Below are 23,773 nucleotides of genomic sequence, written 5' to 3' on the forward strand. Positions count from 1 at the left end.
TGTTCATAGCAATTTTATTCTAACGATTATCTTTTCATTCTTAATTTCTATAGGAATTATTTGTGCTATTAGCATCTACCTCAAACTTTGAAACGGATTTTTCTAGGTCCTCCGCCATTTTGTTCAATTTTAAAATAGAATGGAGGATATCTTGATTGTAGCTTTCTTGTTCCATCGTACGCTCTACAACACTTTCCGTTGCCTTTGCAGCCTTATTCGCAAGCATCGTTGTTTCCACAACTCCTGCTGTAATCTCCTCAGAAAATGCAGACATTTCTTCTGAGGTTACAGAAACTTGTTTTGTATGTGATACTACGCCCTGAATAGATTGGAGAATACTTTCGAATGATTTTCCGGCTTCTTCTACAGCTTGTAAACCGTCTTCTACATTATCTGTTACAACATTCATAGTTTGCACCGTTAAGCTTGTATCCTCATTTATTTTAGAAATCAAGTTTGATATGCTATTCGCCGATTTTTCTGATTGCTCCGCAAGCTTCCTTACTTCTTCAGCTACTACGGCAAAGCCCTTTCCAGATTCACCAGCTCTAGCCGCTTCGATCGCTGCATTTAATGCAAGTAGATTTGTTTGTGAAGCAATATCACGAATCATATTTATTATCAGTGATACTTCATTTGATTGACTCTCTAGTTTTTTTATAGCATTTGCGGATAACTGAACGGATTCACTAATAATATTCATTTGATGAACTACTTTTTCAATGTTTCCATTTCCAAGCTCTACATTTTGTAAGCTAATAGATGATAATTGAGATACATTTGAAGAAGCCTCTGCAATTTGTTGAATGCCCTCCGACATTTGCTCTAATGTAGCTGAGCTTTCCTCTGAGTTTTTATACTGTGCATGTGCGCCAGCAGATACTTCCTGGATGGAGGCTGAAATATGACTAATTGCTTCATTTGCCTTTTCACTACTTTTTGCTACTCCGTTCGTCGTATCGATTAACTGCTTAGAGCTAGAATTGATTCCAATAATAATATTTTGCAAATCCAGCACCATTTGTTGGATTGCATTTGTTAAAACGCCAATTTCATCTTTTCGATTTGTTTCTATTTTTACCGTTAAATCACCATTACCAACTTGGTTTACTTGTGCTGTTAATTTTCTTATTGGCCTCGTTAAATAATCTGTAAAGAAATAAACAATGCAGATTCCTACTATTAATACAATTAGCGTAATCAATATAATTTTCATTTGATTCGCATTCATGTCCGCATAAACTTCTGTGGCATCTAAATCTGCCCCTACTAATCCTATAACTTCGCCAGCATCATTTTTTATTGGCGCGTAGATGGCAAGGACAGCTCCGTATTGTGAATCATTTGATAGCTGAAATTGTATTTGCCCAGTTTCAAATACTTGCTTCATTTTAGGATACGATTCTGGTGATTCCTCTTTAACGCCAAGCGTTGAATCCTCATTCGGAACACTATCTACCATATAATAATAGTCATATCCATCACCATTTTTTATCCGAGTCATCGAATATAAACTAGATACTTTATGAAGCTCTTTAACAGAGTTTAATTCTTTTTGTAATTCATAATAATAGTCATCTTTTTTTGCACCAATTTCTAATCTTTGATAGCCTTCTACATCTATTTTGGATATTGCCTGATCAATCATATTTATGTTTTGCCCGCCAACTGTCTCTTTCACCAGCTCCAATGACGAACGATAAATAAAAAAGCTAATCAGAAAACACGAAATAACAAGTAAAATTGAAAATACCATTAACATTTTAATTTTTAAGCTACTTCTCATCGTTGAACTCCTTTAAACTTTTTTCTATATGAATAATTACTAAAAAATTGAAATTTTAGTAACAATAAATTTTACAACATTTCCCCTAGTAAATGTTGGTATTTCTAAAATATTTATTTTTTTTACTAAAACTAGCTAAATTGGTCATTTTTTAGTGTTATTTTTTGCACAAAAAAACACGAGAGCATTGAGAATCAACACTCTCGTGTCAGCTTGTCGACAAAAGAATACATATAATAATGTAAATCAATAAGTAGAGGATGATTTACACTCCGAGTTTTCTACTATCTGAAACGAGGATTTGGTTATCAGTTTGACTGTTCCGTTAATTCCTCTTTACCGCCCACATCGTCTAAAGTCTTATCCTTTTCAATCTTATGCATCTCAAGAACATGCTGCGAAGGTGGAATAAGCAAACTTACAATAACAATTGTAATACCTGTGATCACAACTCCTGAAAAAACAGGTGCCTGCCACAGTTCATTTAATAAACCTAAAAATCCTTCTGATTGGATAGAAAGACTTGGTACATAGGTTAAAGATGTAATGATGTAATAGACTAGCCCGACAGATATACTTGTCCACACTGCAGGTGTACTTACACGCTTCCAAAACGGCCCTAATACGATTGGCCAGAAAATTGTTACGAAAACAATATCCCATGCCAAATAGGCTAAATCAATCACTTTCTGGAAGCTAACCGCTAAAACTAAGCCTAGCAAAGCGCTTAAAATAATAATAAGTCTTGAAAATCTTAATAATTTTTTAGGGTCTGGGTTTCGATTAATAAAGTCTAAATAAATGTTTTTTGTGATAATTCCTGAAGTCGCAACATAACATGCAGCTACAGTAGACATCCCCATCGCGGCCATTGCTGTTAAAAAGATGGCTGCTAATAACGGTGGGAAATATCCCTGAGCAAAGGCAAGCATTAACGTCTCTGGATTTGTGCTACCAGGATAAATCGTTTTGAATGCCTCTCCTAACATACCCGGAATCCAGCTGATCGCGATAATAATTGTCCCAGCTATAATCATGCTGCGCTGTGCTACTTTTGGACTTTTCGCAGCTGCTACCCTTTGTCCTAAATCCACCGCTGGAATATCACCAAGTGCTAACACAAGATAAAGTGTCCAAAACTCTGCTCCAGCCTTATTGAAGAGTTCACTAATATTCCACCACTCAGGGTTAAATGTTACATCAGGGTAATAGAATAAGATAAAAATTGTAATCCCTACTATACCCGCTACTGCAAGTGCCCCCTGAACAATTTCTGTATAGGCTACAGCCCATAAGCCACCAATAACAGAATATATAGCTGTTAATGATACGAAGAGTAATGCAGCTGGAACGAAATCAATTTGCAACAGTTGCTGAATGATATACGTGCCACCAACTGTTAACGCAGCTGCATTAAAGACACCGAAGGCAATCGCCATTACGACGCCTGTGTAGGCACCTAACTTTTTACTTCCATATCTTAATCCATAGTAGTCTGCTAATGTCCAGCCCTTCAATCTACGTAAAGGCTTCGTCCAAATGAGTGCTCCAAGAATCATACAAGTCCCTAAACCGCCCATTGTCGCTGAACCTTCAAAGCCGCCACTTGTGTAACCTGAGCCTACTGCTGCAAAGAAGAATGGGGCAGCTAATAAGGCCGCCACTAGACTTCCTGTTACAACAGATAAAGGCATACTCCAACCAGCAACAATTAAATCCTCCGCAGTATTTACGCGTTTGTATCCTTTATATCCAATGTAATAAATAAAAATTAAGTATAAGCTAAAGATGATTATATTTAACATAGTAGTGCTCCTTATTTTCCCACATTATCCGTTCATAACGACTCCACCATTAGGTGTTAATATTTGACCCGTATAGAAATCCGCATTTTCTGAAGCTAAAAATAACACGCTCTTTGCGATTTCTTCTGGTTGAGCTAATCGTTTTAACGGATATTTAGCAGACTCTTCCTCCACATAATTTTCGCCAAATTCCTTTAGGATGTCTGTAAATGTTCCACTAGGAGCTACTGCGTTGACTAATATCGAAGGCGCTAGCTCTCGTGCCAAAGCCTTCGTAAATGCATTGATGCCACCCTTTGCAGCAGAATAATGCGTAAATTCTTCACAACCTAAACTACCAATATCAGAAGAAATATTAATAATTTTTCCTTTGTTTCGTACTTTCATTCTTTTTACTGCTTCTCGACAATTGTAGAAGCAACCGTATAGATGAACTTTAATCATTTTATCCCACTGCTCATCTGTTAAATCCATCATACTTGAAGCCTGTGCGAAGCCAGCATTATTAACAAGAATATCAATATCGCCTAACTGTTTGTCCATAGCTTGATACATAGCTTGAACTTGCTGAGAATCCGATACATCTGCATTAAATTTCATAGCCTGTACACCAAACTTTTCCGCTTGTGCACGAACCTCTTCTGCCTCGTTGTCATCACCAATATAATTGATACATACATTGGCTCCTTGCTCGGCAAATCCTAAAGCAATGGCTTTGCCGATTCCTTTGCTGGAACCAGTAATTAGTACATTTTTTCCTTTAAAATTAATTTCCATTATTGATCATTCTCCAATTTGAATTTTGTTACAAGTACCTGTAATTCTTCTGCTGTTTTTCCTAATGAAGAAGATGCCTCTTTCACCTCTTGCATGGTCGTCAATTGCTCTTGAGTTGCGCTTGATACGTTCGACGAGAATTCAGATGACTGCTCCGTAGATTGCTTAATATTATTGACAGATGCTGCGACTTCCTCCGAAGAAGCGGAAATTTGTTGAGACGCAGCTGAAATTTCGCGAATCTGACTCGCCACTTCTTCTGATGAAGTGAGAATTTCTTTAAAGATTTCCCCTACCTCATTTGTAAACGCCATACCCGCCTTTACATCTTCTTTTCCTTTTTCCATAACAGTGATAGAAGCGTTTGAATCAGCTTGAATTGTACTAATCAAATTGTATATTTCCGTTGCAGATTGTGATGATTGCTCCGCTAATCGTCTAACCTCGTCAGCGACAACCGCGAAGCCTTTCCCATGCTCTCCTGCCCTAGCAGCTTCGATTGCCGCATTCAATGCTAGTAAGTTTGTTTGATCTGCTATTGCTGTAATAAGACTTACGATATCGCTAATTTTTTTCGTATTGATATGTAAACCGTTTATTGTTGTCCCTATTTGTTCAACAGAACCATTGATCAACTCCATTTGTGCAATGACTTGTTGAACAACATGATTTCCACGTTCTGAAGCTTGAGAAGCAGAAATAGATGATTCAGCAGCTGTATTAGCAGAGTCAGCAATTTGCTGGATGCCTGTTGCTGTTTCCTCCATAGCAGCTGCAGTTTCCTCAGTCATAACCATTGAGGCCTCAGCATTTTGCGTGATTTGCCCCATGTCTTGAGCAATATTTGTTGCGCTGTTATATGTCTCTGCTGCATTCACCGTTAGCTGATTAGCTGCAGAAGAAACGTTATTAGATGTATTTCGGATATTTAAAATGATATGTTGTAAATTTAAAACCATCGTATTAATAGATTTAGATAAATTTCCGATTTCATCCTTCGTTACTTCTAAATCTACATTTACTAATTCCCCATTCGCTACTTGATTTGCAGCATTTACTACTTTCTTAAGTGGCTTTAATAGACGATCAATAATTATGTAAAGTAAAACTAATAAAATTAAAATTCCAATAACAGCTATAACAATTTGTTTAATGATACTTGTTTTAATGATTGTATTTATATAGTCCGCAGAATAATCAAGTCCTAATAATGCAATGAGCTTGCCATTGTCATCTTTAATAGGGCTAAATACAGTTCGCCATGAACCATAAGGATCTTGGAAAATATCGGTTACCTCAGTGCTATTATTTTTAATAGCCAATTTAGCTGTTGTTACATGTTCATCTGCTAAATCAGTAAAGAGTTCACCCGCTTCATATACTTCGTTCAAATTAGAAGTATAGCCTATTGGGGTAACGCCATCTGCATCCTTTACATCCCAAATATAGCTCCAGCTCATAATTCCTTGTTCTTCTTGAATCCTATCGAGTTGCTTTTGAATTTTCTTAAATTCAGCATTCGTTTCTCCCTTTTCAGACAACAAATCTTTAATATCATCACTATTAAGATTCATAGCTGTCAATAAACCAACACTTTTCAACTCTTGCTCTAAATCAACAGACATTCGATTGTTTAATTCTCTAATACTTTGCGTAGTAATAATAGCAATTAAAAGTAAAACAATTATTGAAACCGTTAGTAAAAGTTTGTTTTTCAATGAAGCATTTTTTAACAACCTCATGATTACTTCCCCCTTTATTATGTTTTTGACAAAAAAATAACCTATTTCAAAAGAAATAGGCTTCAAAGAATATAACTAGCAACTATATGTACTTAACTAGTACTCCTTCGCAGCTCAGCCATCATAGTAATTAAAACCTTAGACCTGTAGCTTTGCGTCTCTACCTTTCGGTAAATTTGCCCATCTTTTTCTTTCCAAAATTAACACAATGGGTAAAAGTAGTCAATGTCACTAGATAAAAATACACATATTTTTTACTATTTTACTATAAGTATGAAATGAATAGTATTACGGCTCATCCACAATTTGCGTAAATAAAAACAGCTACAACGCAATATTGTAGCTGCTACTATAATTTAAAATAATCAATTACCCCTAAATGATTATTCATATTAAAAATACTTATCCGTTTAGTGTCATGACTAAAACTGCCGGTATAAATGATACTGTAAACATACTCACATACCACATCGATGTACGGCGTAATGAAAAACGAACTTGTTTCTTTTCTGCATAAAAAATGTCTATCATAATTGCAGCAACAACAAGTGGAATAGTAACACATGCGATAGCAACTAATAAAATTTTTAAACTAAACATAAAAGCACCCCTCTGTTCGTGAACATTTATTTTCCATCTTTGTGACAACTTTATGTCATTTTCAGTGTACACAATTTCGTCACAAAATGTCAACTACATTCGACTAAGAAAAATGTGCTTTTTGTAGATAATTTTTATCATAAACTAGATTTCTCCGTAAAACTCTTCACAAAAAAAGCAGCTGCAAAATTGCAACTGCTTTGTTGAACATTAATTTATTGGCTATTCACTAAAATTACCACTTGACTAATTATAGAAGAACGCAAGGACGCGCCTCAGACTTCACGCTTCTTTTTAATCAAAAATAGATCTTAGTATTGAGCCATTTTAATCTCTATATTTATATGTCAGCCCTCTTAAAAAATTTCTCACAAAGCGATCGCCACATTCTTTATAGTTACGATGACTCGGATTTCTTAAAATGGCACCTAATTCGCCTTTCGAAACGCTAACGCCCCCATCATATAAAATATCGAGCATCTCTTCACTCGTTAAGGCTAACGCTATCTTCACTTTCTTTAATAGCATATTATTAGGACTTTCTTTTCCTGAAACAGGTGGTGGTCCTTCTTGCTGACCAGACTTAGGCTTTTGCGGACCTCGTTTAAATGTAATAAATCCATTTAAAAAAGCCTCTACCATTTTATTATTACATTTGATGTATTCTTCTGGTGCTTCTTCCTCATCATTAACTTTAATAAGCATGTTCAATACTTCTTCCTTCTTAAAGTCCATGCCGCCTAGCTTGAAAATTTCAACCATATCTTTATTTTTGATATCTAATGCATATCTTAAACGAATTAAAATATCATTGTTCGTCATTTAAAAAACCTCCATTTTAACTGTAAAGCGCTTCTAACAATCGTATCTTCAAGATTGTAGCATTACTTTATTATAGCAGAGACATTCACAATTTTAGTTAGCTTTCCAAAAGTTACTTTACTATAGTATTTAGAATGTGCATTTTATTTTTTAACATGTATGATTAGCCAACTCTCGACCATTCTAATCACAAGGAGGTGAGATAAATGGCTAATCGTAGTTCAAATAAGCTTCTAGTTCCTGGTGTACATGAAGCTGTTACTCAATTGAAGTATGAAATCGCACAAGAATTTAATGTACAATTAGGTCCAGAAGCCTCTTCTCGTGCAAACGGATCAGTCGGAGGAGAAATTACAAAACGCCTCGTAGAAATGGCTGAAAAACGTTCAAAAGGTTTATTATAATAATAAATTTAAAAAAGAACGAATCCCTTTTATTAATTGGAATTCGTTCTTTCATGTTTTTGCAGTTACATCATTCTACCGTCGTCGTCAATCAACATTATTTGATTCAAAGTTATCAAGCAATGCACGCACTTCATCTGTTGATTTCGTGTTCATCAATTGATTTCTTAATTCACCAGCTCCACGGAATCCTTTGACATAAATTTTGAAAAAGCGATGAAGCCCTGTTATTGAACGTGGTAGTACTTCCGCATATTGATCTTGAAGATCAAGCTGCAGTCTTAAAAGATCAAGGTACTCTTTGCTGCTATGCTCTTTTGGCTCTTTTTCAAAAGCAAAAGGATTTTTAAAAATACCTCGCCCGATCATAACACCATCAATACCATATTGTTCAGCAAGCTGCAGTCCAGTTTGACGGTCAGGAATATCTCCATTGATTGTTATTAGCGTATCTGGTGCGATACGGTCACGTAATTTTTTGATTTCCGGAATGAGCTCCCAATGCGCATCTACTTGGCTCATTTCCTTTCTTGTACGTAAATGAATAGAAAGGTTCGCAATATCCTGTTTTAAAATATGCGTTAGCCACTCCTGCCACTCATTTACCTCTTTAAAGCCAAGTCGTGTTTTCACACTTACGGGCAATCCGCCCGCTTTTGCTGCTTGAATAAGCTCTGCCGCAACGTCCGGACGCAGAATAAGGCCACTACCTTTCCCTCTCGATGCTACATTCGGTACAGGACAGCCCATATTAATATCGATGCCTTTAAAACCTAGCTCTGCCATACCAATACTCATTTGACGGAAATATTCGGGATTATCACCCCAAATATGTGCCACCATTGGCTGTTCATCTTCTGTAAAAATCAAACGACCTCGCACACTTTTCATGCCCTCTGGATGACAATAGCTATCCGAGTTTGTAAACTCAGTGAAAAATACATCCGGTCGACCGGCTTCACTTACTACATGACGAAAAACAACATCCGTCACATCTTCCATTGGTGCAAGTACAAAAAATGGTCGCGGTAAATCACGCCAAAAATTATCTATCATTTCAAACTCAAATCCTCTCACTGTGGGTACAACTTCAAACTCTCGGTCAAAAATATGAAGCCAAATGTTCCACTTCTTTTACACTTATATCATGCTCAATAACTGATTATCAAACACAAATACATTTGGCATTTATAATTTGTGAAAATCGGCAATGTTTATTTTAACGAAAATCGGTCTTGAATGGTATGTTTATAAACAAAAAGCAGATGGCATAGATTTTTGAACTGAACCCCGAATAGTGGACATTTTATTCCAAAAACATAAAAAAGCAATTCAAGATAACGGTTAATTTATCATAAAGCAATCGAATTATAAACCTTTGATATCAAACCCACGTTCTTGAACTGCCTATTATAATGTTCTGTTACCAATTATGAGGTGTATAATTTTCATCACATATATCAAAAGTAACCTCTTCTATTCAAGCATAAGATTCAACCAAAACCCTTCCATGCTTACACAAAAAGGATGGAAATTCACTCCATCCTTTCAGAGTTCTATCATTTACTAATCAATCACCCGAGCAACATCTCTACCACAAGTCTTGCATTTCCCCTTCAATACAGGGGCATATTCTCCCTCTTGTATCGTGTACTTCACAATTGCCGTTACACCACAATTGCCACAAAATACGTTTTTCACGAGCATTTCTCTGATATCTTTCGGGATAGAGAGCCATTTTTTTGCTGCGTCCATTATGATCGCTCCTTTAGAGTTAGTTCCGTAACAACCTCCACATGCGTCGAATGCGGGAACATATCCACAGGTTGAATCTCCTGTGTTTGATAGCCCCCATCCTCCAAAATTCGAAGGTCACGTGCTAATGTAGCTGGGTTACAGGACACATACACAACACGCTTTGGACGTTGCTCTAAAATCGTCTGAAGAAGCGCCTCATCGCAGCCTTTGCGTGGTGGGTCAACTACTAAAACATCTGCTTCCTTACCTTCCTTATACCAACGTGGAATAACTTCCTCTGCTGGTCCAGCCTCGAAATACGTATTCGTAAAGCCATTTAGTGCTGCGTTACGTTTTGCATCTTCAATCGCTTGCGGGACAATTTCAACGCCCATAACAGCCTTTGCTTGTTGTGCAAGGAATAATGAAATTGTGCCTATACCACAGTAAGCATCAATTACTCGTTCATCACCCTGTAAGTCAGCGTAGTCTAATGCTTGTTTGTATAGAACTTCCGTTTGCTCAGGGTTTACTTGATAAAATGAACGGGCTGAAATTTCAAAGCGAACATCGCCAATTGTATCAATAATAACGTCCTTGCCCCACAGATTTACGGTTTCATCACCGAAAATAACGTTCGTTTTGTCGCTGTTAATGTTTTGCATAATGGATGTGACATTCGGGACAAGCTTCTGAATTGTCGCAACAGCGGCTTCTTTTTGCGGGAATTTTTTCTTTTTAGTTACGAGAACAACCATCACTTCACCAGTTGCTCGTGCCTTACGAACAACTACGTGGCGCAGCATTCCCTCATGTGATAGCTCGTTGTATGGTTGAACACCGATTGCCACTAGTTCCTTCTTCAAACCTGCAAGAATAGCGTCCGCTTCCCCAGTCTGGATTAAGCATCGCTCCATATCCACAATGCTATGAGACTTCGTTTTGTAGAAACCAGCAATTGCTTGTCCTGCTTCATTTGAGGAGAAAGGTATTTGCGCTTTATTACGGTAATTCCAAGGCTCTTCCATGCCTTTCACAGGTAGAACAGGCGCATCAATTTTACCAATGCGTTGCATGACATTACGCACCATGTTTTCTTTCCATTTTAGCTGTCCTTCATAAGACAGGTGCTGTAATTGGCAGCCGCCACATTGTTTAAAATATGCACAAGGCGCATCTACTCGATCTGGCGATGGCTTGAGAATTTCTACGACCTTCGCAAAGCCGTAGTTTTTTAGCGTTTTCACAACATGTACTTCCGCCGTTTCATTAGGAAGTGCACCTTGGATAAATAATGGATAGCCATCGACCTTTGCAACGCCATTGCCATCATGTGTTAAATCTTCTATATAAACTGTTAATCGGTCATTTTTTTTCACGGGTGCTGACATTCGTACATCCTCCATTTCAATCTCTCTATTGTAGCATGTTGTGGCGGATGAAAAAAGAACAAGGCTACTATTAACGGCTCAAATGTGGTCGGCTCTCTTTCTAAACTGATCGGGTAAACCAAGAATGTGATCCGCTCTCTCTTCAAACTGATCGGGTAAGACAAGAATGTGATCCGCTCTCCTCTCAAACTGATCGGGTATGCCGAGAATGTGATCAGTTCTCTCTTCAAACTGATCGGGTATGCCGAGAATGTGATCCGCTCTCTCTTCAAACTGATCAGGTAAGACAAGAATGTGATCCGCTCTCTCCCAAAACTGATCGGGTAAATCAAGAATGTGATCCGCTCTCCCCAAAACTGATCGGGTAAACCAAGAATGTGATCCGCTCTCCCCAAACTGATCACCTTTACACGAGTAGAAAAAAGAGCCGCTATTCGCGACTCTTCCCCTCTTTCCTTACTGTATGGTAATCTCTAGGTGCCCACCAGAAAGCAGCGACTACACCTAGGATGACGACTATAAATGGTGCATAAAAAATCAAAAAACTTGTCATAGTTGTATCCCTCCTATGCGTGATTGTCTTCTTTTCCTGTCACATAATCTTTGTTGAAAAGGAATAATTTCAACAACAAGAACAGTGACGGAATAAGCAGACACAATCCCAAAATAAACGCGATGACGAGTGCAATTGCCATTTGTGTACTTGTAAAGCTATCGTAAATTGTTAAATACGGATACAGTAAATATGGATATTGAGCAATTCCATATGCGAAGAATGCCACTGCAAATTGGGCAATCAATAAACTAACCGCAAGACCGTAATTTTTTCGCATCCATATTAATATTACAGTAACAATAAATAACACAGCTGAAATGGCAAACATCCACCATAGATTTACCATGTTATTGTAACTTTCAGGGTTGATGAATTTCATTTCGTACATAATGCCGAGCGCACTTACCATTAATGGTATCGCCCAAGCAAGTGCGTATTTTCGCATTAAATTTGTAGCTTCTCGATCCCTTGCTTTATGCGCATACCAAGTTAAAAACACGGCTGAAATATAAAGTACAGCTGCAATGCTCAACACGACAATACTCCAAGCAAACGGGCTCGTATACAACGTCCAATAATTCAACACCGGTTGCCCGTCAACAATATCAACATAGCCACCACCAGCAATCGCGAACACAACAGAGAGTGAGGCCGGAATAAGTAAGCCTGCTATACCATACGTCAACGTGTAACCAATATGCCCACGTGCGCCATATGATTCAAATGCATAGTAGGAGCCTCGTATTGCAAGAAGCACTAGCGAAATACTAACTGGGACAAGTAAAATTGTTCCATAATAGAAAGCTGTTTGTGGGAAAAATCCAACAATCCCTACAAAGAAAAATACTAAAAAGACATTAGTTACTTCCCAAACAGGTGATAGATAGCGCTTAATAATATTCGTTAAAATGTGATTTTTTCCGATAAGTAGACTGTAGGCATTAAAAAAGCCTGCACCAAAATCGATTGAAGCTACAATGACATAACCAAATAGGAAAATCCATAACACTGAAATACCTAAAATCTCTAATGTCATAAGATGTCACCGCCTTTTTCAGCATGGCGATCTTCTATTTCTCGCTCAATTGGATTCTTTTTGAACATACGAATTAACACTACGATACTTCCTACTGCTAATACAGCATATACGCCGGTAAACAACAGCATCATTAAATCTACATGGTCACTCGTTGTGGCCCCTTCTGGTGTTCGCATTAATCCGTATAAGATCCAAGGCTGTCGTCCCACTTCAGCAAGCCACCAACCTGCTTCAATTGCAATAATGGAAAGTGGTCCACCTGCAACAACGATCCATCTAAACCAACGTCTATGAATAAATCGCCAATCACGTGCTTTCCCGGATACGTAAACTAGTGAAACGAATGCCATGAACATGCCAATAAACACCATTAGATCAAAGAGGTAATGAATATACAGTGGTGGTCGATCTTCTTTAGCAAATTGATCTAAACCAATTACCTCTGCATTTGGATTATTATGTGCTAAAACACTTAAAGCATAAGGTACTTTAATAGCATATTTTACTTCTTCACCATTTAATACACCAAGTAGTATAAGAGAGGCTTTATCTCCTGTTTCAAAATGCCACTCAGCTGCAGCTAGTTTTTCTGGCTGATATTCTGCTAAATATTTTCCTGAAAAGTCTCCAATAATCGCTGATGCAATGGAGAAAATCAGACCAATCTTCATAAGTAGGTATAAAGATTTTTTATGGTATATATGCTTAGAACCTCTAAGTAGACGGTATCCTGCAATAGATGCTAATACAAATGCGGAAGTCATGTAGGCTGTAACGAGAACATGTGCTACTTTTGTCGGCATCGCTGGATTAAACATGGCTAAAAAAGGTTGAATATTCACAAGCTGTCCGTCCACAATGTCAAATCCTTGTGGCGCATTCATAAACGCATTGACAATTGTTATAAACACAGCTGACATTGATGCACCGATAGCAACCGGAATTAACAGTAGCATATGCTTTTTCGGACTATCGAAACGATCCCACGTATATAAGTAGATGCCTAGGAAGATGGCTTCAAAGAAAAATGCAAACGTTTCCATAAAAAGTGGTAATGCAATTGTTTGTCCGGCAAGCTGCATAAAATTCGGCCATAGTAAAGACAACTGTAAGCCAATTGCTGTCCCTGTAACAACTCCGACTGCAACTGTAATAACAAAACCTCGTGCCCAACGTCTTGCCATTAAAATATAGTGCTCATCATTCTTTTTATACCCAGTCCATTGTGCGATCATAATCATTAATGGGACACCAACACCAATCGTTGCATAAATAATATGGAACGATAAAGTTAGTTCCGTTAATGCTCTACTCCAAAAGACCGCTGATTCATTTACCATTTCATTGCCCCCCTAACTTCCAAATATTCTTCCAAGTATGGAAAGTAGCATGATAATTGCAACACCAAAGCTTAGCCAAATGAGCTTTCTTTCCTGTGACTTATACAAAGGCAACACTTCCTTTCCCTTATCCATACCCTCATTTTCCACTATTGCAACGAAAAAAACCTTTATAATGGACCGGAATTTCGGCCTATTATAAAGGTTTCAAATTTTGTTCAAGTAATATACGCACATTTGCCAAACATTTTTCTTAATTCATTCACAATACCAATTAAAGGATGTAAATATGCATGTATGTGGTATTTAATCCATTAATATCCATAACGAAAGGTTCTCTTAACTTGAATAGAACCCTTGTTATGTTTATTACATACGGTCTTCCTCACGAATATCTGCTAGTGGAACAAAAATTTCAATATGACGCTTCAAGTTTTCAAATGTTGCAGGCGCGTCCCCACCATATTCACCATCTAAGTTTAAATGAATTTCATCTTCAGTAGATACTTTGACGACACTTGCCTTTTTATAAATTACACGATCATCATTTAAATGCTCGCCTCTTAATGCCATCGCAGCAAGCTGAATAAATTCAGGTAGGTTTACTTTTTTCAATACGATTAAAGTAAAGTAGCCATCATTTATACTTGCGTCTGGTGCAAGCTTTTCAAAGCCTCCTACTGAATTTGTTAAGCCACATAAAAACATCATAGCATCCCCATCAAACACTTCACCATCATATTCAATACGCATGTGAGAAGCTTTAATCGATGGGATCATTTCCACTGCTTTTAAGTAATAAGCTAACTGTCCTAGCATTGTTTTCATTTTACTTGGCACTTCATAAGTTAATTCTGTAATCCGTCCGCCAGCAGCAATATTGATGAAATAGCGTTCCCCATTTAATAAACCAACATCTACCGGCAACGATTCACCTTTAATAATAATGTCAACGGCAGCTTCAATATTTCGAGGAATCTGCACGGCACGGGCAAAGTCATTCGTTGTGCCCATCGGAATTAGACCCACTTTCGGCCGGTTCTCAAATGGACTTACACCTGCAACAACTTCATTTAATGTGCCATCTCCACCAACTGCAATAATTATATCAAAGCCACGTTCTACTGCATTTTTTGCAGCAATGGTTGCATCGCCTTCACAGGTTGTTGCGTGACAAGATGTTTCATAGCCTGCTACCTCTAATTTTGCCAATACTTCTGGTAGATGCTTTTTAAACACTTCACGCCCAGATGTAGGATTATAAATGATTCTTGCTCGTTTCATAACATACCTTCTTTGCTTCATAAGATTCTATTTCTTTTCAACGAATTATACGTTTAAATGTTGCATTGAAGTAAACAAAAGCAAGGCATGTCCTCTTTTTTCTGACATGCAGCCTTGTGATTTACAATTATTGCAATGCAGCTGTTACTTGCTTTTTAAAATCCTCGTAAACATATGTCCAATATGATTTATTCGTTATATTCTCTTCACGAATTTCTGCATATAGCGCTTTTTGTGCATCATCAAATGTCGGATCTTCTTTATCAGGTAAATTAGCTCGTTTACTTACTACTAGATCCTGTAATTCTGGTGCTCGTGGTCCCCATTTTCCAACAACCTGACCAGCATCATCTAATAAAACATAAACCGGAATTGCACGGCCACCGTTTGTTAAATAACGATCAATCAAATCTGTATCGGCATCACGTAGTACTGCGCGCATATCTAATCCTGCTGCCTCTGCAACTCGGCGAATGATTGGATTGTTTAACATTGCGTCCCCGCACCAGTCCTCAGTAATTGTTAAAATTTTTGGTTGCTTGCTCTTCAGCATTTCGATAAAGCCATCGTTTACTGGCACTTCGAAACCATCATAAATACGGAAGCTTTCCTCTTTTAACGTCTTCATATTATCCATATATTGTTGAATTGAAATCGCATCATTGAAATATTGTTGTTCAGTTTTCATTGATAGACCTCCTAAAGTTTTATCATGTTCTATTCTATATTTTGCTATGAATACTCCATTTAGACAACTATAAAGTGCTAATTTGGTATTTTTTAGTTCTTATCTCCATAAAATCGAGTTTATTTCCGTTCCTGCCGAACCTTTCCTGGAATCGCCCAGCCTCTACTTCAATCCATTTATTCAAATGACATACATTTTATCAAAAATCATCTCCGATTTTTGGTGACTAGCCATTTTTTATAAATTGGCATCAAATAAAGGAACCATATGTAACTTCCTAAACGCACCTGATATTGACTGCCTGTTGATACTTTACTGGTAATAGGCATTTATCTTGTTATAGATGCCCCTAAAGAATCTTTAGTATGTATTAATTTTCAAAATAAAAAGCCAAGAAAACAAATTTGCTCTCTTGGCCCTCTATATTGCAATTGCAATTAACGTTTTGCAATTTCTTGTTGTAATAATTTATTGACCATTGGTGGGTTCGCTTGACCTTTAGTGGCTTTCATAATTTGACCAACTAAGAAGCCGATAGCGCGATCCTTACCGTTTTTGAAGTCTTCGATTGATTGTGCATTGTTGTCTAGAACTTCTGTAACGATAGCAAGTAATGCACCTTCATCAGAAATTTGAACTAAACCTTTTGCTTTAACGATTTCTCCTGCAGAACCGCCTTTTTCTACTAATTCAGCAAATACTTTTTTACCGATTTTAGAAGAAATTGTACCGTCAGTGATTAATTTCACCATTTCCGCAAGGTTTTCTGGTGTTAATGCAGTATCTTTAAGGTCTTTTTGTTCTGCATTTAGGTATGCAGAAACATCACCCATAAGCCAGTTTGCTGAAAGCTTTGCATCCGCACCATTTACGATCATTGCCTCGAAGAAGTCTGAGATTTCTTTTGAAATAACAAGAACTCCTGCATCATATGGTGTTAACCCTAATTCTTCAACATAGCGTTTTTTACGAGCATCTGGAAGCTCTGGGATTTCTGATTTTACTCGTTCTAACCACTCATCATCGATTGATAGACGAACTAAGTCTGGCTCTGGGAAGTAACGATAATCGTCTGTTCCTTCTTTCACACGCATAAGAATTGTTTTACCTGTTTTTTCATCGAAACGACGAGTTTCTTGCTCAATTTCCCCACCTGAAAGAAGAACATCAGCTTGACGTAATTCCTCATGCTCTAAACCACGGCGAACATAGTTGAAAGAGTTAAGGTTTTTAAGCTCTGTCTTTGTACCAAATTCTTCTTGACCATATGGACGAAGTGAAATGTTGGCGTCACAACGAAGTGAACCTTCTTCCATTTTACAGTCTGAAACATCTGAGTATTGGATGATTGATTTTATTTTTTCAAGATACGCATACGCTTCGTTTGGCGTGCGAATATCCGGCTCAGAAACGATTTCTACAAGTGGTGTACCTTGACGGTTAAAGTCAACTAAAGAGTGGTCGCCACTGTGAGACAGTTTACCAGCATCTTCTTCCATATGAAGACGTGTAATACCAATACGTTTTGTGTAACCATCTACTTCGATATCAACCCAGCCATTTTTACCGATTGGTTTATCGAATTGAGAAATTTGATAAGCTTTCGGATTATCTGGATAGAAGTAGTTTTTACGGTCAAATTTTGTTTCTTGTTCGATTTCCATGTTAAGTGCAAGTGCTGCACGCATTGCGAAATCTACAACATTTTTATTAAGTACAGGAAGGACACCAGGATAGCCTAGGTCGATAACTGTAGTATTTGTATTTGGTTCAGCACCGAAATGAGCTGGTGCTGGTGAGAAGATTTTTGAGTTCGTTTTTAACTCAACGTGTACTTCTAAACCAATGACTGTTTCAAAGTTCATGTTATTTTCCCTCCCAAATTTGAGGAACTTGTTTATGGAACTCCGTTGCTTGTTCAAAAGCATGAGCTACACGGTAAATTGTTGCTTCATCGAAATATTTACCGATAATTTGTAAACCTAGAGGTAGACCATTTTCAATACCGCATGGGATCGAGATGGCTGGCACACCAGCTAAGTTCATAGGAATCGTTAAAATATCGTTCGCATACATCGTCATTGGATCATCGACGTTTTCACCAATTTTAAATGCTGGTGTAGGAGAAGTTGGTCCAATGATTACGTCAAAGTCTTCAAATACTTTGTCATAGTCTGCTTTGATAAGTGTACGTGCTTGTTGAGCTTTTTTGTAGTAAGCATCATACGTACCTGCACTTAGCGAGTAAGTACCAAGCATGATACGACGTTTTACTTCATCACCAAAGCCTTGTGCACGTGTTTCTTTATAAAGGTCCATCAAATTATTAACATTTTCTGCACGGAAACCATAACGGATACCATCAAAACGAGAAAGGTTAGAAGACGCTTCAGAAGAAGAAAGAATATAGTACGCTGCTAGTGCATATTTCGAGTGAGGAAGTGATACTTCTTCTACTGTAGCACCTAAGCCTTTTAATACTTCTAATGCATCAAGCACTGATTGACGTGCTGCCTCGCCAACACCTTCACCAAGAAATTCTTTTGGCACAGCGATACGTAAGCCTTTTACGTCACCTGTAAGTGCTGCCGCGTAGTTTGGTACTTCTACGTCTGCAGAAGTTGAATCGTTTGCATCTAATCCTGCGATTGCTTCAAGTAAAAGAGCGTTATCTTCAACATTACGTGTAATTGGTCCGATTTGATCTAAAGAAGATGCAAATGCAACTAGACCAAAACGTGATACACGACCATATGTAGGCTTCATCCCTACAACACCGCAATAAGCAGCTGGTTGACGGATTGAACCACCTGTATCAGAACCAAGTGAGAATGGTACTTCACCTGCTGCTACTGCTGCTGCAGACGCACCTGAAGATCCACCTGGTACGTGGTTTAAGTTCCATGGATTTTTTGTTGTTTTATAGTATGAGTTTTCATTTGAAGAACCCATTGCAAACTCGTCCATGTTTAATTTACCGATAGTGACCATACCTGCATCACGTAGCTTTTTAACTACTGTTGCATCGTAAATTGGCATAAAGCCTTCTAAAATTTTAGAAGCACAAGTTGTTTCTAAGCCTTCTGTCACGATGTTGTCTTTAACACCGATAGGAAGACCGAAAAGTGGTCCGCGCTCTTCAAATGGCACTTTATCCATTTCAGCTGCTTGTGCAGTTGCTTTTTCTTCGTTTGAAGCAAGGAAAGCTTGTACATCGCCGTCAAGCTTCGCCACACGTTCGTATGCTTCTTTTGTTAAATCAGCGATTGTTAGGTTACCCGCTTTAATATCAGCTTGTAGCTCCTTTGCTGAACGTTCAAATAACGTCATGAGGAATCCTCCTATGTTTTAGTATTACATGATAGCTGGTACTTTTACTTGACCATCTTCTTGTTCTTTTACGTTTAACATCATTACTTCACGGTCTAAGCCTTTTGTTGCCACATCTTCACGCATTACGTTTACTAGTGGTAAAACGTGAGTTGTTGGTTCAACATTTGTTGTGTCTAACTCGTTTAGTTGCTCTGCGAAGTCTGTAATTTTACCAAGTTGTTCAGCAAATTTCTCTGCTTCCTCTTCCGTAATTGCAAGACGTGCCAAATTTGCCACGTGCTTAACTTCTTCTTTTGTTAATTTCGCCATTTTTCACACCTCCGAATACTCATTCAATTCATCGCTTTTGTCGATAACAATAGGGTTGAATAAAGTTAACCATGCAAATAATCATAACATTTTTCATATTAAAAATCACAACTTTCACCAAAAATAAAGAAACTTTCACTACTATGACGAAGTGTCGTCTTTAGGGACTGTTTTTAGAAGTCCTTCATAAGACTTTCCTTTTGTGAGCGAGGCATCGATTGCGTTGCTGTGCGCTCTTATCTATCCGTCATTTTGAGGAGGCTTTCCGTTTGACTTCGTGAAGGCTTTCCGTCGTTTCGATCATTTTTTCCGTCGATACAAGGATTCTTTCCTTCGCTTTTGCTTTTCTATCCGTCACTTCGCCCGGGCTTTCTGTCGCTCTTTTTCTTTCCGTCGTTTCGATCGCTCTTTCCGTCGATACAAGGAGGCTTTCCGTCGCTTTTGCTTTTCTATCCGTCACTTCACCCGGGCTTTCCGTCGCTCTTTTTCTTTCCGTCGTTTCGACCGCTCTTTCCGTCGATACAAGGAGGCTTCCCGTCGCTTTTGCTTTTCTATTCGTCACTTCGCCCGGGCTTTCCGTCGCTCTTTTTCTTTCCGTCGTTTCGATCGCTCTTTCCGTCGATACAAGGATTCTTTTCGTCGCTTTCACTTTTCTATCCGTCACTTCGACCAGGCTTTCCGTCGCTCTTAATCTCATTTTCCTCCCATAAAAAAAATATAGTCAGCACAAGGCTGACTATATTTTAATAGACATGGACGTATGGTTCTTTTTCGTTGGCATTCTTGACGATTAATGCCTCTGGACCGTTAATGGAGGTGATACTTACTTCAACATTGATGTTATCAAATTGATTAATCAGAACACCTGTTAAATATTGAGTAAAGCCTGTAATTTCAAGCTTGCTAAAGAATTGGATGGGTACTTCAATCGATAGCTTTTGAATTTTTTTGTCTTTGTAAAAGCCTGTTCCTATCACACTAGTATAGTTTGAAAAATATTTATCTACATCTTGTTTAAAATTCTTAAAGTTATTGCTAACATCTCGGTATACATCCTGTGATTCACTCGTTGGGAACAGTACATATTCTTCATCCATAGCTTTCCAATCAGCTATGTCGTTTTGCCCAGCTTTGGCTACACCATAGTTAAAATACGTTCCTGGAATAATGTCATTGCGTGCTTTTTGCTTAAATAAGCCTACTACAATCGGTACATCTTTCAATTCATCTTGGGCTCTTAGGCGGGACACAATTTCTGCGGCCATCTTCTTCCCTTGCTCAATCAGTGTTGCCTCCGAAATTGGTTCCTCATAGTATTCCCCATACTTTTCTTTTTGATAGTAATAAATAGTGTTTAAAGCAAGTCCTATCGAAATACCGCCTAATTTCACTTTGTTATCACTAGTTTTTGTTAAATAATTTTGCTCAACAATATGCGCTAAATAGATTGGGGCCTTTATTGCACGTTCTTCTGGCGTCATTGATTCCGTCGTTGGAGGATTTAAACCATCCTTCTTTTGTGAACTACGTGAAAGCCAATCTGTTACTGTGCTTTCCGCTAAATATTGACCCTCTTGGAAGAAGTAGTTTTCTGTGTCAAACTCATTTTGAGACAGACGCATTAAACCTGTTTCAACTTCCTTTACATCATATTTTGTATACATATTTGAAACTACTAATCCCCTGCTAGCACTTTCTTTATAAGGTATTAGCGTTCTATAATATGAGTCATCAATCTGTAAGCTTGGAATAATTGTTGTTTCCGCTTTTTCCTGTTGCGTCTCCTGTGTTAGCTCTGTCTCCTTCTTATTAGAAGGTACACAGCCGACTAGCATTGCAGCGGCGACAATTGCTGGAATGAGTCGAAATGACTTCATTATTTTAGTACTCCTTTACTGATGTTCAAATTTTGCTTGACGAATTGTTCATACCTACCTGTGGAAAGGACGGACAATTCATCTTACTTTACTATAATATTTAGATCATCACCATAACGTATGATTGATTTCCGTTCCGACTGGGCGCTTTCCTGGGGGCGTCCAATGAGCCCCAAGGAGTCGCCCAGTCGTAACGAAGATCTATTTATATAAGGTATGCATTTTAATAAATGTCATCCTCAACTTTTGGTGATGAACCTGATAGTATCCATTATTGGACAAGGTTAAATTGTTCGATCAGGCTTTCTTCATTCCAAACTTCAATACCTAACTGTTCAGCTTTTGTTAGTTTAGAACCCGCATCAGCTCCTGCTATGACAAGGTCTGTTTTTTTGCTGACACTGCCTGTAACAATACCACCTAACTCTTCTATTTTCGCCTTTGCTTCGTTACGTGTCAATTGCTCAAGTTTACCAGTTAATACGATAGTTTTACCTGCAAAAGGATTATCCCCTACAGCTACCTCTACCTTTTTACCTTTATACGTCATATTGACGCCTACTTCAGCAAGGCGCCCGATGACTGCACATGCATCTTCATTTGAAAAATACTCGACAAGTGATGAAGCCATTTTATCGCCAATTTCATGTATCGCCACGAGTTGCTCCTCTGTTGCTGCCATCACCGCTTCCATTGTTCCAAACTCCTCTGAAACAATTTTCGCTGCCTTTTCACCAACATGTCGTATCCCTAATCCAATTAGTAAACGTTCCATCGAATTTTCTTTGGAAGCCTGGATAGCATTGACTAAATTCGCCGCTGATTTTTCTCCCATACGCTCAAGCTCGACAAGCTTTGCTTCAGTTAAATGATATAAATCAGAGACATCATGAATTAAATCTGCACGTAATAATTGCTCAACGACCTTATCACCAAGACCGTCGATATTCATCGCATTACGCGAGACAAAATATTTAATGCTCTCCGCAATTTGTGCAAAACATGCAGGATTTACACAACGTAAGGCCACTTCTCCTTCAATACGAATAAGTTCGCTATCACAAACAGGACAGTTTTCAGGCATTACATACGGAACTGAGTCCTCAGGGCGATGCTCCAGTATTACACCTACAACTTGTGGGATAATGTCTCCGGCTTTTCGGATAATGACTGTATCTCCTAGACGAATATCTTTATCTCTAATTAAATCCTCATTGTGTAATGATGCACGTTGAACCGTTGTACCTGCCACTTGAACAGGCGATAAAATAGCAGTTGGTGTAACAACCCCTGTACGCCCAACCGTTAAATCAATATCAAGTAATGTTGTAACTACTTCCTCAGCAGGGAATTTATATGCAATTGCCCAACGTGGACTCTTTGCTGTATAACCTAGCTCATCCTGCTGAGCATAGCGATCCACCTTAATAACAATGCCGTCAATTTCATAGGCTAAATTCGGGCGGTTTTCAGTCCATTTTTCTATAAAGGCTAGTACCTCTTCAATTGTTGAGCAGCGTTGACGCTCTTTGTTTGATGGGCAACCTAGTCCCTCTAAATAATCAAGCATCTCTGCATGACCGTCAATACCATATGCCTCGCCATCTCCCCCAATTGCATAAATAAAGGTCGATAGTTGACGACTCGCTGCTATTTTAGGATCTAATTGGCGTAAAGAGCCTGCAGCCGCATTTCTCGGGTTAGCAAATAATTCTTCTCCATTATCAGCACGTAGGGAATTCAAATTTTCAAATGATTTTTTAGGCATATACGCCTCACCACGTACTTCAATTGTAATTGGTTCCTTCAATCGAAGTGGTATTGCTCGAATCGTTTTTAAATTTGCTGTAATATCTTCCCCTACAACACCGTCTCCTCGTGTTGCTCCTTGTACAAAAACGCCGTTTTCGTATTTTAAAGAAATGGCAAGACCATCAATTTTCAGCTCGCAAACATAGGAAAATTTATCACCGATTGCTTGACGCACTTTACGGTCAAATTCACGTAAGTCTTCTTCATTAAAAGCGTTTGATAGACTTAGCATAGGGTAATCGTGAGTCACTTTTTTAAAGCCTTCTACCACTGCTCCACCAACACGCTGTGTCGGTGAATCTGGATAAATGAGTGACGGATTCGCTTCCTCTAATGCAATAAGTTCATGTAATAATTGATCATAAACACTATCTGCTACGACAGGTTTATCCAACACATAATAGGCATGACCGTATTCATGTAACAATTTATTTAATTCAACAACGCGCTGTTCAATTTCGTTCATTTAAG

The 23,773-nt window shown here is 38.2% G+C and carries 21 protein-coding genes and 1 riboswitch; of the genes, 1 reads left to right on the forward strand and 20 read right to left on the reverse strand.

The window, feature by feature from the left end:
• Positions 1-40 precede the first annotated feature (40 nt).
• The 6 genes from ACQKMI_RS22185 to ACQKMI_RS22210 form a co-directional block, all read right to left on the reverse strand.
• Positions 41-1,786, reverse strand: coding sequence for a methyl-accepting chemotaxis protein (locus tag ACQKMI_RS22185; protein ID WP_427492455.1), 1,746 nt, complete (start codon positions 1,784-1,786; stop codon positions 41-43).
• A 308-nt stretch (positions 1,787-2,094) separates the two neighbouring features.
• Entirely contained in the window at positions 2,095-3,591 is a 1,497-nt protein-coding gene (locus ACQKMI_RS22190; protein ID WP_427492457.1) for a sodium:solute symporter family protein, read from the reverse strand.
• Positions 3,592-3,615: 24 nt separating this feature from the next.
• On the reverse strand, positions 3,616-4,368 hold the full coding sequence (locus ACQKMI_RS22195; RefSeq protein WP_427492459.1) for an SDR family NAD(P)-dependent oxidoreductase: 753 nt from the start codon (positions 4,366-4,368) through the stop codon (positions 3,616-3,618).
• Positions 4,368-6,110, reverse strand: a complete 1,743-nt coding sequence (locus ACQKMI_RS22200) for a methyl-accepting chemotaxis protein (protein WP_427492461.1) — start codon at positions 6,108-6,110, stop codon at positions 4,368-4,370. The genes ACQKMI_RS22195 and ACQKMI_RS22200 overlap by 1 nt, the downstream gene beginning before the upstream one ends.
• Before the next feature lie 105 nt (positions 6,111-6,215).
• Positions 6,216-6,301, reverse strand: a riboswitch (cyclic di-GMP riboswitch).
• 211 nt (positions 6,302-6,512) lie between these two features.
• Positions 6,513-6,710 carry a hypothetical protein gene (locus tag ACQKMI_RS22205; protein WP_427492463.1) on the reverse strand — a complete coding sequence of 66 codons (198 nt, stop codon included), beginning with the start codon at positions 6,708-6,710 and terminating at the stop codon, positions 6,513-6,515.
• 327 nt (positions 6,711-7,037) lie between these two features.
• Positions 7,038-7,532, reverse strand: coding sequence for a DUF1456 family protein (locus ACQKMI_RS22210; protein WP_427492465.1), 495 nt, complete (start codon positions 7,530-7,532; stop codon positions 7,038-7,040).
• 206 nt (positions 7,533-7,738) lie between these two features.
• Between ACQKMI_RS22210 and ACQKMI_RS22215 the strand changes: the two genes are divergently transcribed.
• Positions 7,739-7,936 (forward strand): alpha/beta-type small acid-soluble spore protein, encoded by a 198-nt coding sequence (locus tag ACQKMI_RS22215; RefSeq protein WP_079562673.1) that lies wholly within the window; start codon positions 7,739-7,741, stop codon positions 7,934-7,936.
• Positions 7,937-8,023: 87 nt separating this feature from the next.
• On the opposite strand, the gene ACQKMI_RS22220 is transcribed toward ACQKMI_RS22215, so the two are convergent.
• From ACQKMI_RS22220 to ligA, 14 genes are all read right to left on the reverse strand, one after another.
• The gene (locus ACQKMI_RS22220; protein ID WP_427492467.1) at positions 8,024-9,013 is read right to left on the reverse strand and encodes a tRNA dihydrouridine synthase; all 990 of its coding nucleotides are present in this window, start codon (positions 9,011-9,013) and stop codon (positions 8,024-8,026) included.
• A gap of 489 nt (positions 9,014-9,502) precedes the next feature.
• On the reverse strand, positions 9,503-9,691 hold the full coding sequence (locus ACQKMI_RS22225) for a hypothetical protein (RefSeq protein WP_323655684.1): 189 nt from the start codon (positions 9,689-9,691) through the stop codon (positions 9,503-9,505).
• A complete protein-coding gene (rlmD, locus tag ACQKMI_RS22230; protein ID WP_427492469.1) occupies positions 9,691-11,064 on the reverse strand; it encodes a 23S rRNA (uracil(1939)-C(5))-methyltransferase RlmD in 1,374 nt (457 codons plus the stop codon). The genes ACQKMI_RS22225 and rlmD overlap by 1 nt, the downstream gene beginning before the upstream one ends.
• A gap of 430 nt (positions 11,065-11,494) precedes the next feature.
• The gene (gene cydS, locus ACQKMI_RS22235) at positions 11,495-11,617 is read right to left on the reverse strand and encodes a cytochrome bd oxidase small subunit CydS (protein ID WP_256469478.1); all 123 of its coding nucleotides are present in this window, start codon (positions 11,615-11,617) and stop codon (positions 11,495-11,497) included.
• Positions 11,618-11,630: 13 nt separating this feature from the next.
• Positions 11,631-12,656, reverse strand: a complete 1,026-nt coding sequence (locus ACQKMI_RS22240) for a cytochrome d ubiquinol oxidase subunit II (protein ID WP_427492471.1) — start codon at positions 12,654-12,656, stop codon at positions 11,631-11,633.
• Positions 12,653-13,999 (reverse strand): cytochrome ubiquinol oxidase subunit I, encoded by a 1,347-nt coding sequence (locus ACQKMI_RS22245; RefSeq protein WP_427492473.1) that lies wholly within the window; start codon positions 13,997-13,999, stop codon positions 12,653-12,655. Before ACQKMI_RS22245 ends, ACQKMI_RS22240 begins: the two co-directional genes overlap by 4 nt.
• 369 nt (positions 14,000-14,368) lie before the next feature.
• Entirely contained in the window at positions 14,369-15,283 is a 915-nt protein-coding gene (locus tag ACQKMI_RS22250) for a diacylglycerol kinase (RefSeq protein WP_427416286.1), read from the reverse strand.
• A gap of 127 nt (positions 15,284-15,410) precedes the next feature.
• On the reverse strand, positions 15,411-15,971 hold the full coding sequence (locus ACQKMI_RS22255) for a thioredoxin family protein (protein ID WP_427492475.1): 561 nt from the start codon (positions 15,969-15,971) through the stop codon (positions 15,411-15,413).
• A 437-nt stretch (positions 15,972-16,408) separates the two neighbouring features.
• The gene (gatB, locus tag ACQKMI_RS22260) at positions 16,409-17,836 is read right to left on the reverse strand and encodes an Asp-tRNA(Asn)/Glu-tRNA(Gln) amidotransferase subunit GatB (RefSeq protein ID WP_427492477.1); all 1,428 of its coding nucleotides are present in this window, start codon (positions 17,834-17,836) and stop codon (positions 16,409-16,411) included.
• A 1-nt stretch (position 17,837) separates the two neighbouring features.
• On the reverse strand, positions 17,838-19,301 hold the full coding sequence (gene gatA / locus ACQKMI_RS22265; RefSeq protein ID WP_323650883.1) for an Asp-tRNA(Asn)/Glu-tRNA(Gln) amidotransferase subunit GatA: 1,464 nt from the start codon (positions 19,299-19,301) through the stop codon (positions 17,838-17,840).
• 24 nt (positions 19,302-19,325) lie between these two features.
• Positions 19,326-19,613 (reverse strand): Asp-tRNA(Asn)/Glu-tRNA(Gln) amidotransferase subunit GatC, encoded by a 288-nt coding sequence (gene gatC / locus ACQKMI_RS22270; protein ID WP_010857153.1) that lies wholly within the window; start codon positions 19,611-19,613, stop codon positions 19,326-19,328.
• A 247-nt stretch (positions 19,614-19,860) separates the two neighbouring features.
• Positions 19,861-20,277 (reverse strand): hypothetical protein, encoded by a 417-nt coding sequence (locus ACQKMI_RS22275; protein WP_427492479.1) that lies wholly within the window; start codon positions 20,275-20,277, stop codon positions 19,861-19,863.
• Positions 20,278-20,356: 79 nt separating this feature from the next.
• Positions 20,357-21,490: a CamS family sex pheromone protein gene (locus ACQKMI_RS22280; RefSeq protein WP_427492481.1), complete on the reverse strand. Its 1,134-nt coding sequence runs from the start codon at positions 21,488-21,490 to the stop codon at positions 20,357-20,359.
• 271 nt (positions 21,491-21,761) lie between these two features.
• Positions 21,762-23,768: an NAD-dependent DNA ligase LigA gene (gene ligA / locus ACQKMI_RS22285; protein WP_427492483.1), complete on the reverse strand. Its 2,007-nt coding sequence runs from the start codon at positions 23,766-23,768 to the stop codon at positions 21,762-21,764.
• Between the last annotated feature and the right edge of the window lie 5 nt (positions 23,769-23,773).

The sequence above is a fragment of the Lysinibacillus sp. NPDC097214 genome (genome assembly GCF_050277945.1).
Lineage (GTDB): Bacteria > Bacillota > Bacilli > Bacillales_A > Planococcaceae > Lysinibacillus > Lysinibacillus xylanilyticus_B.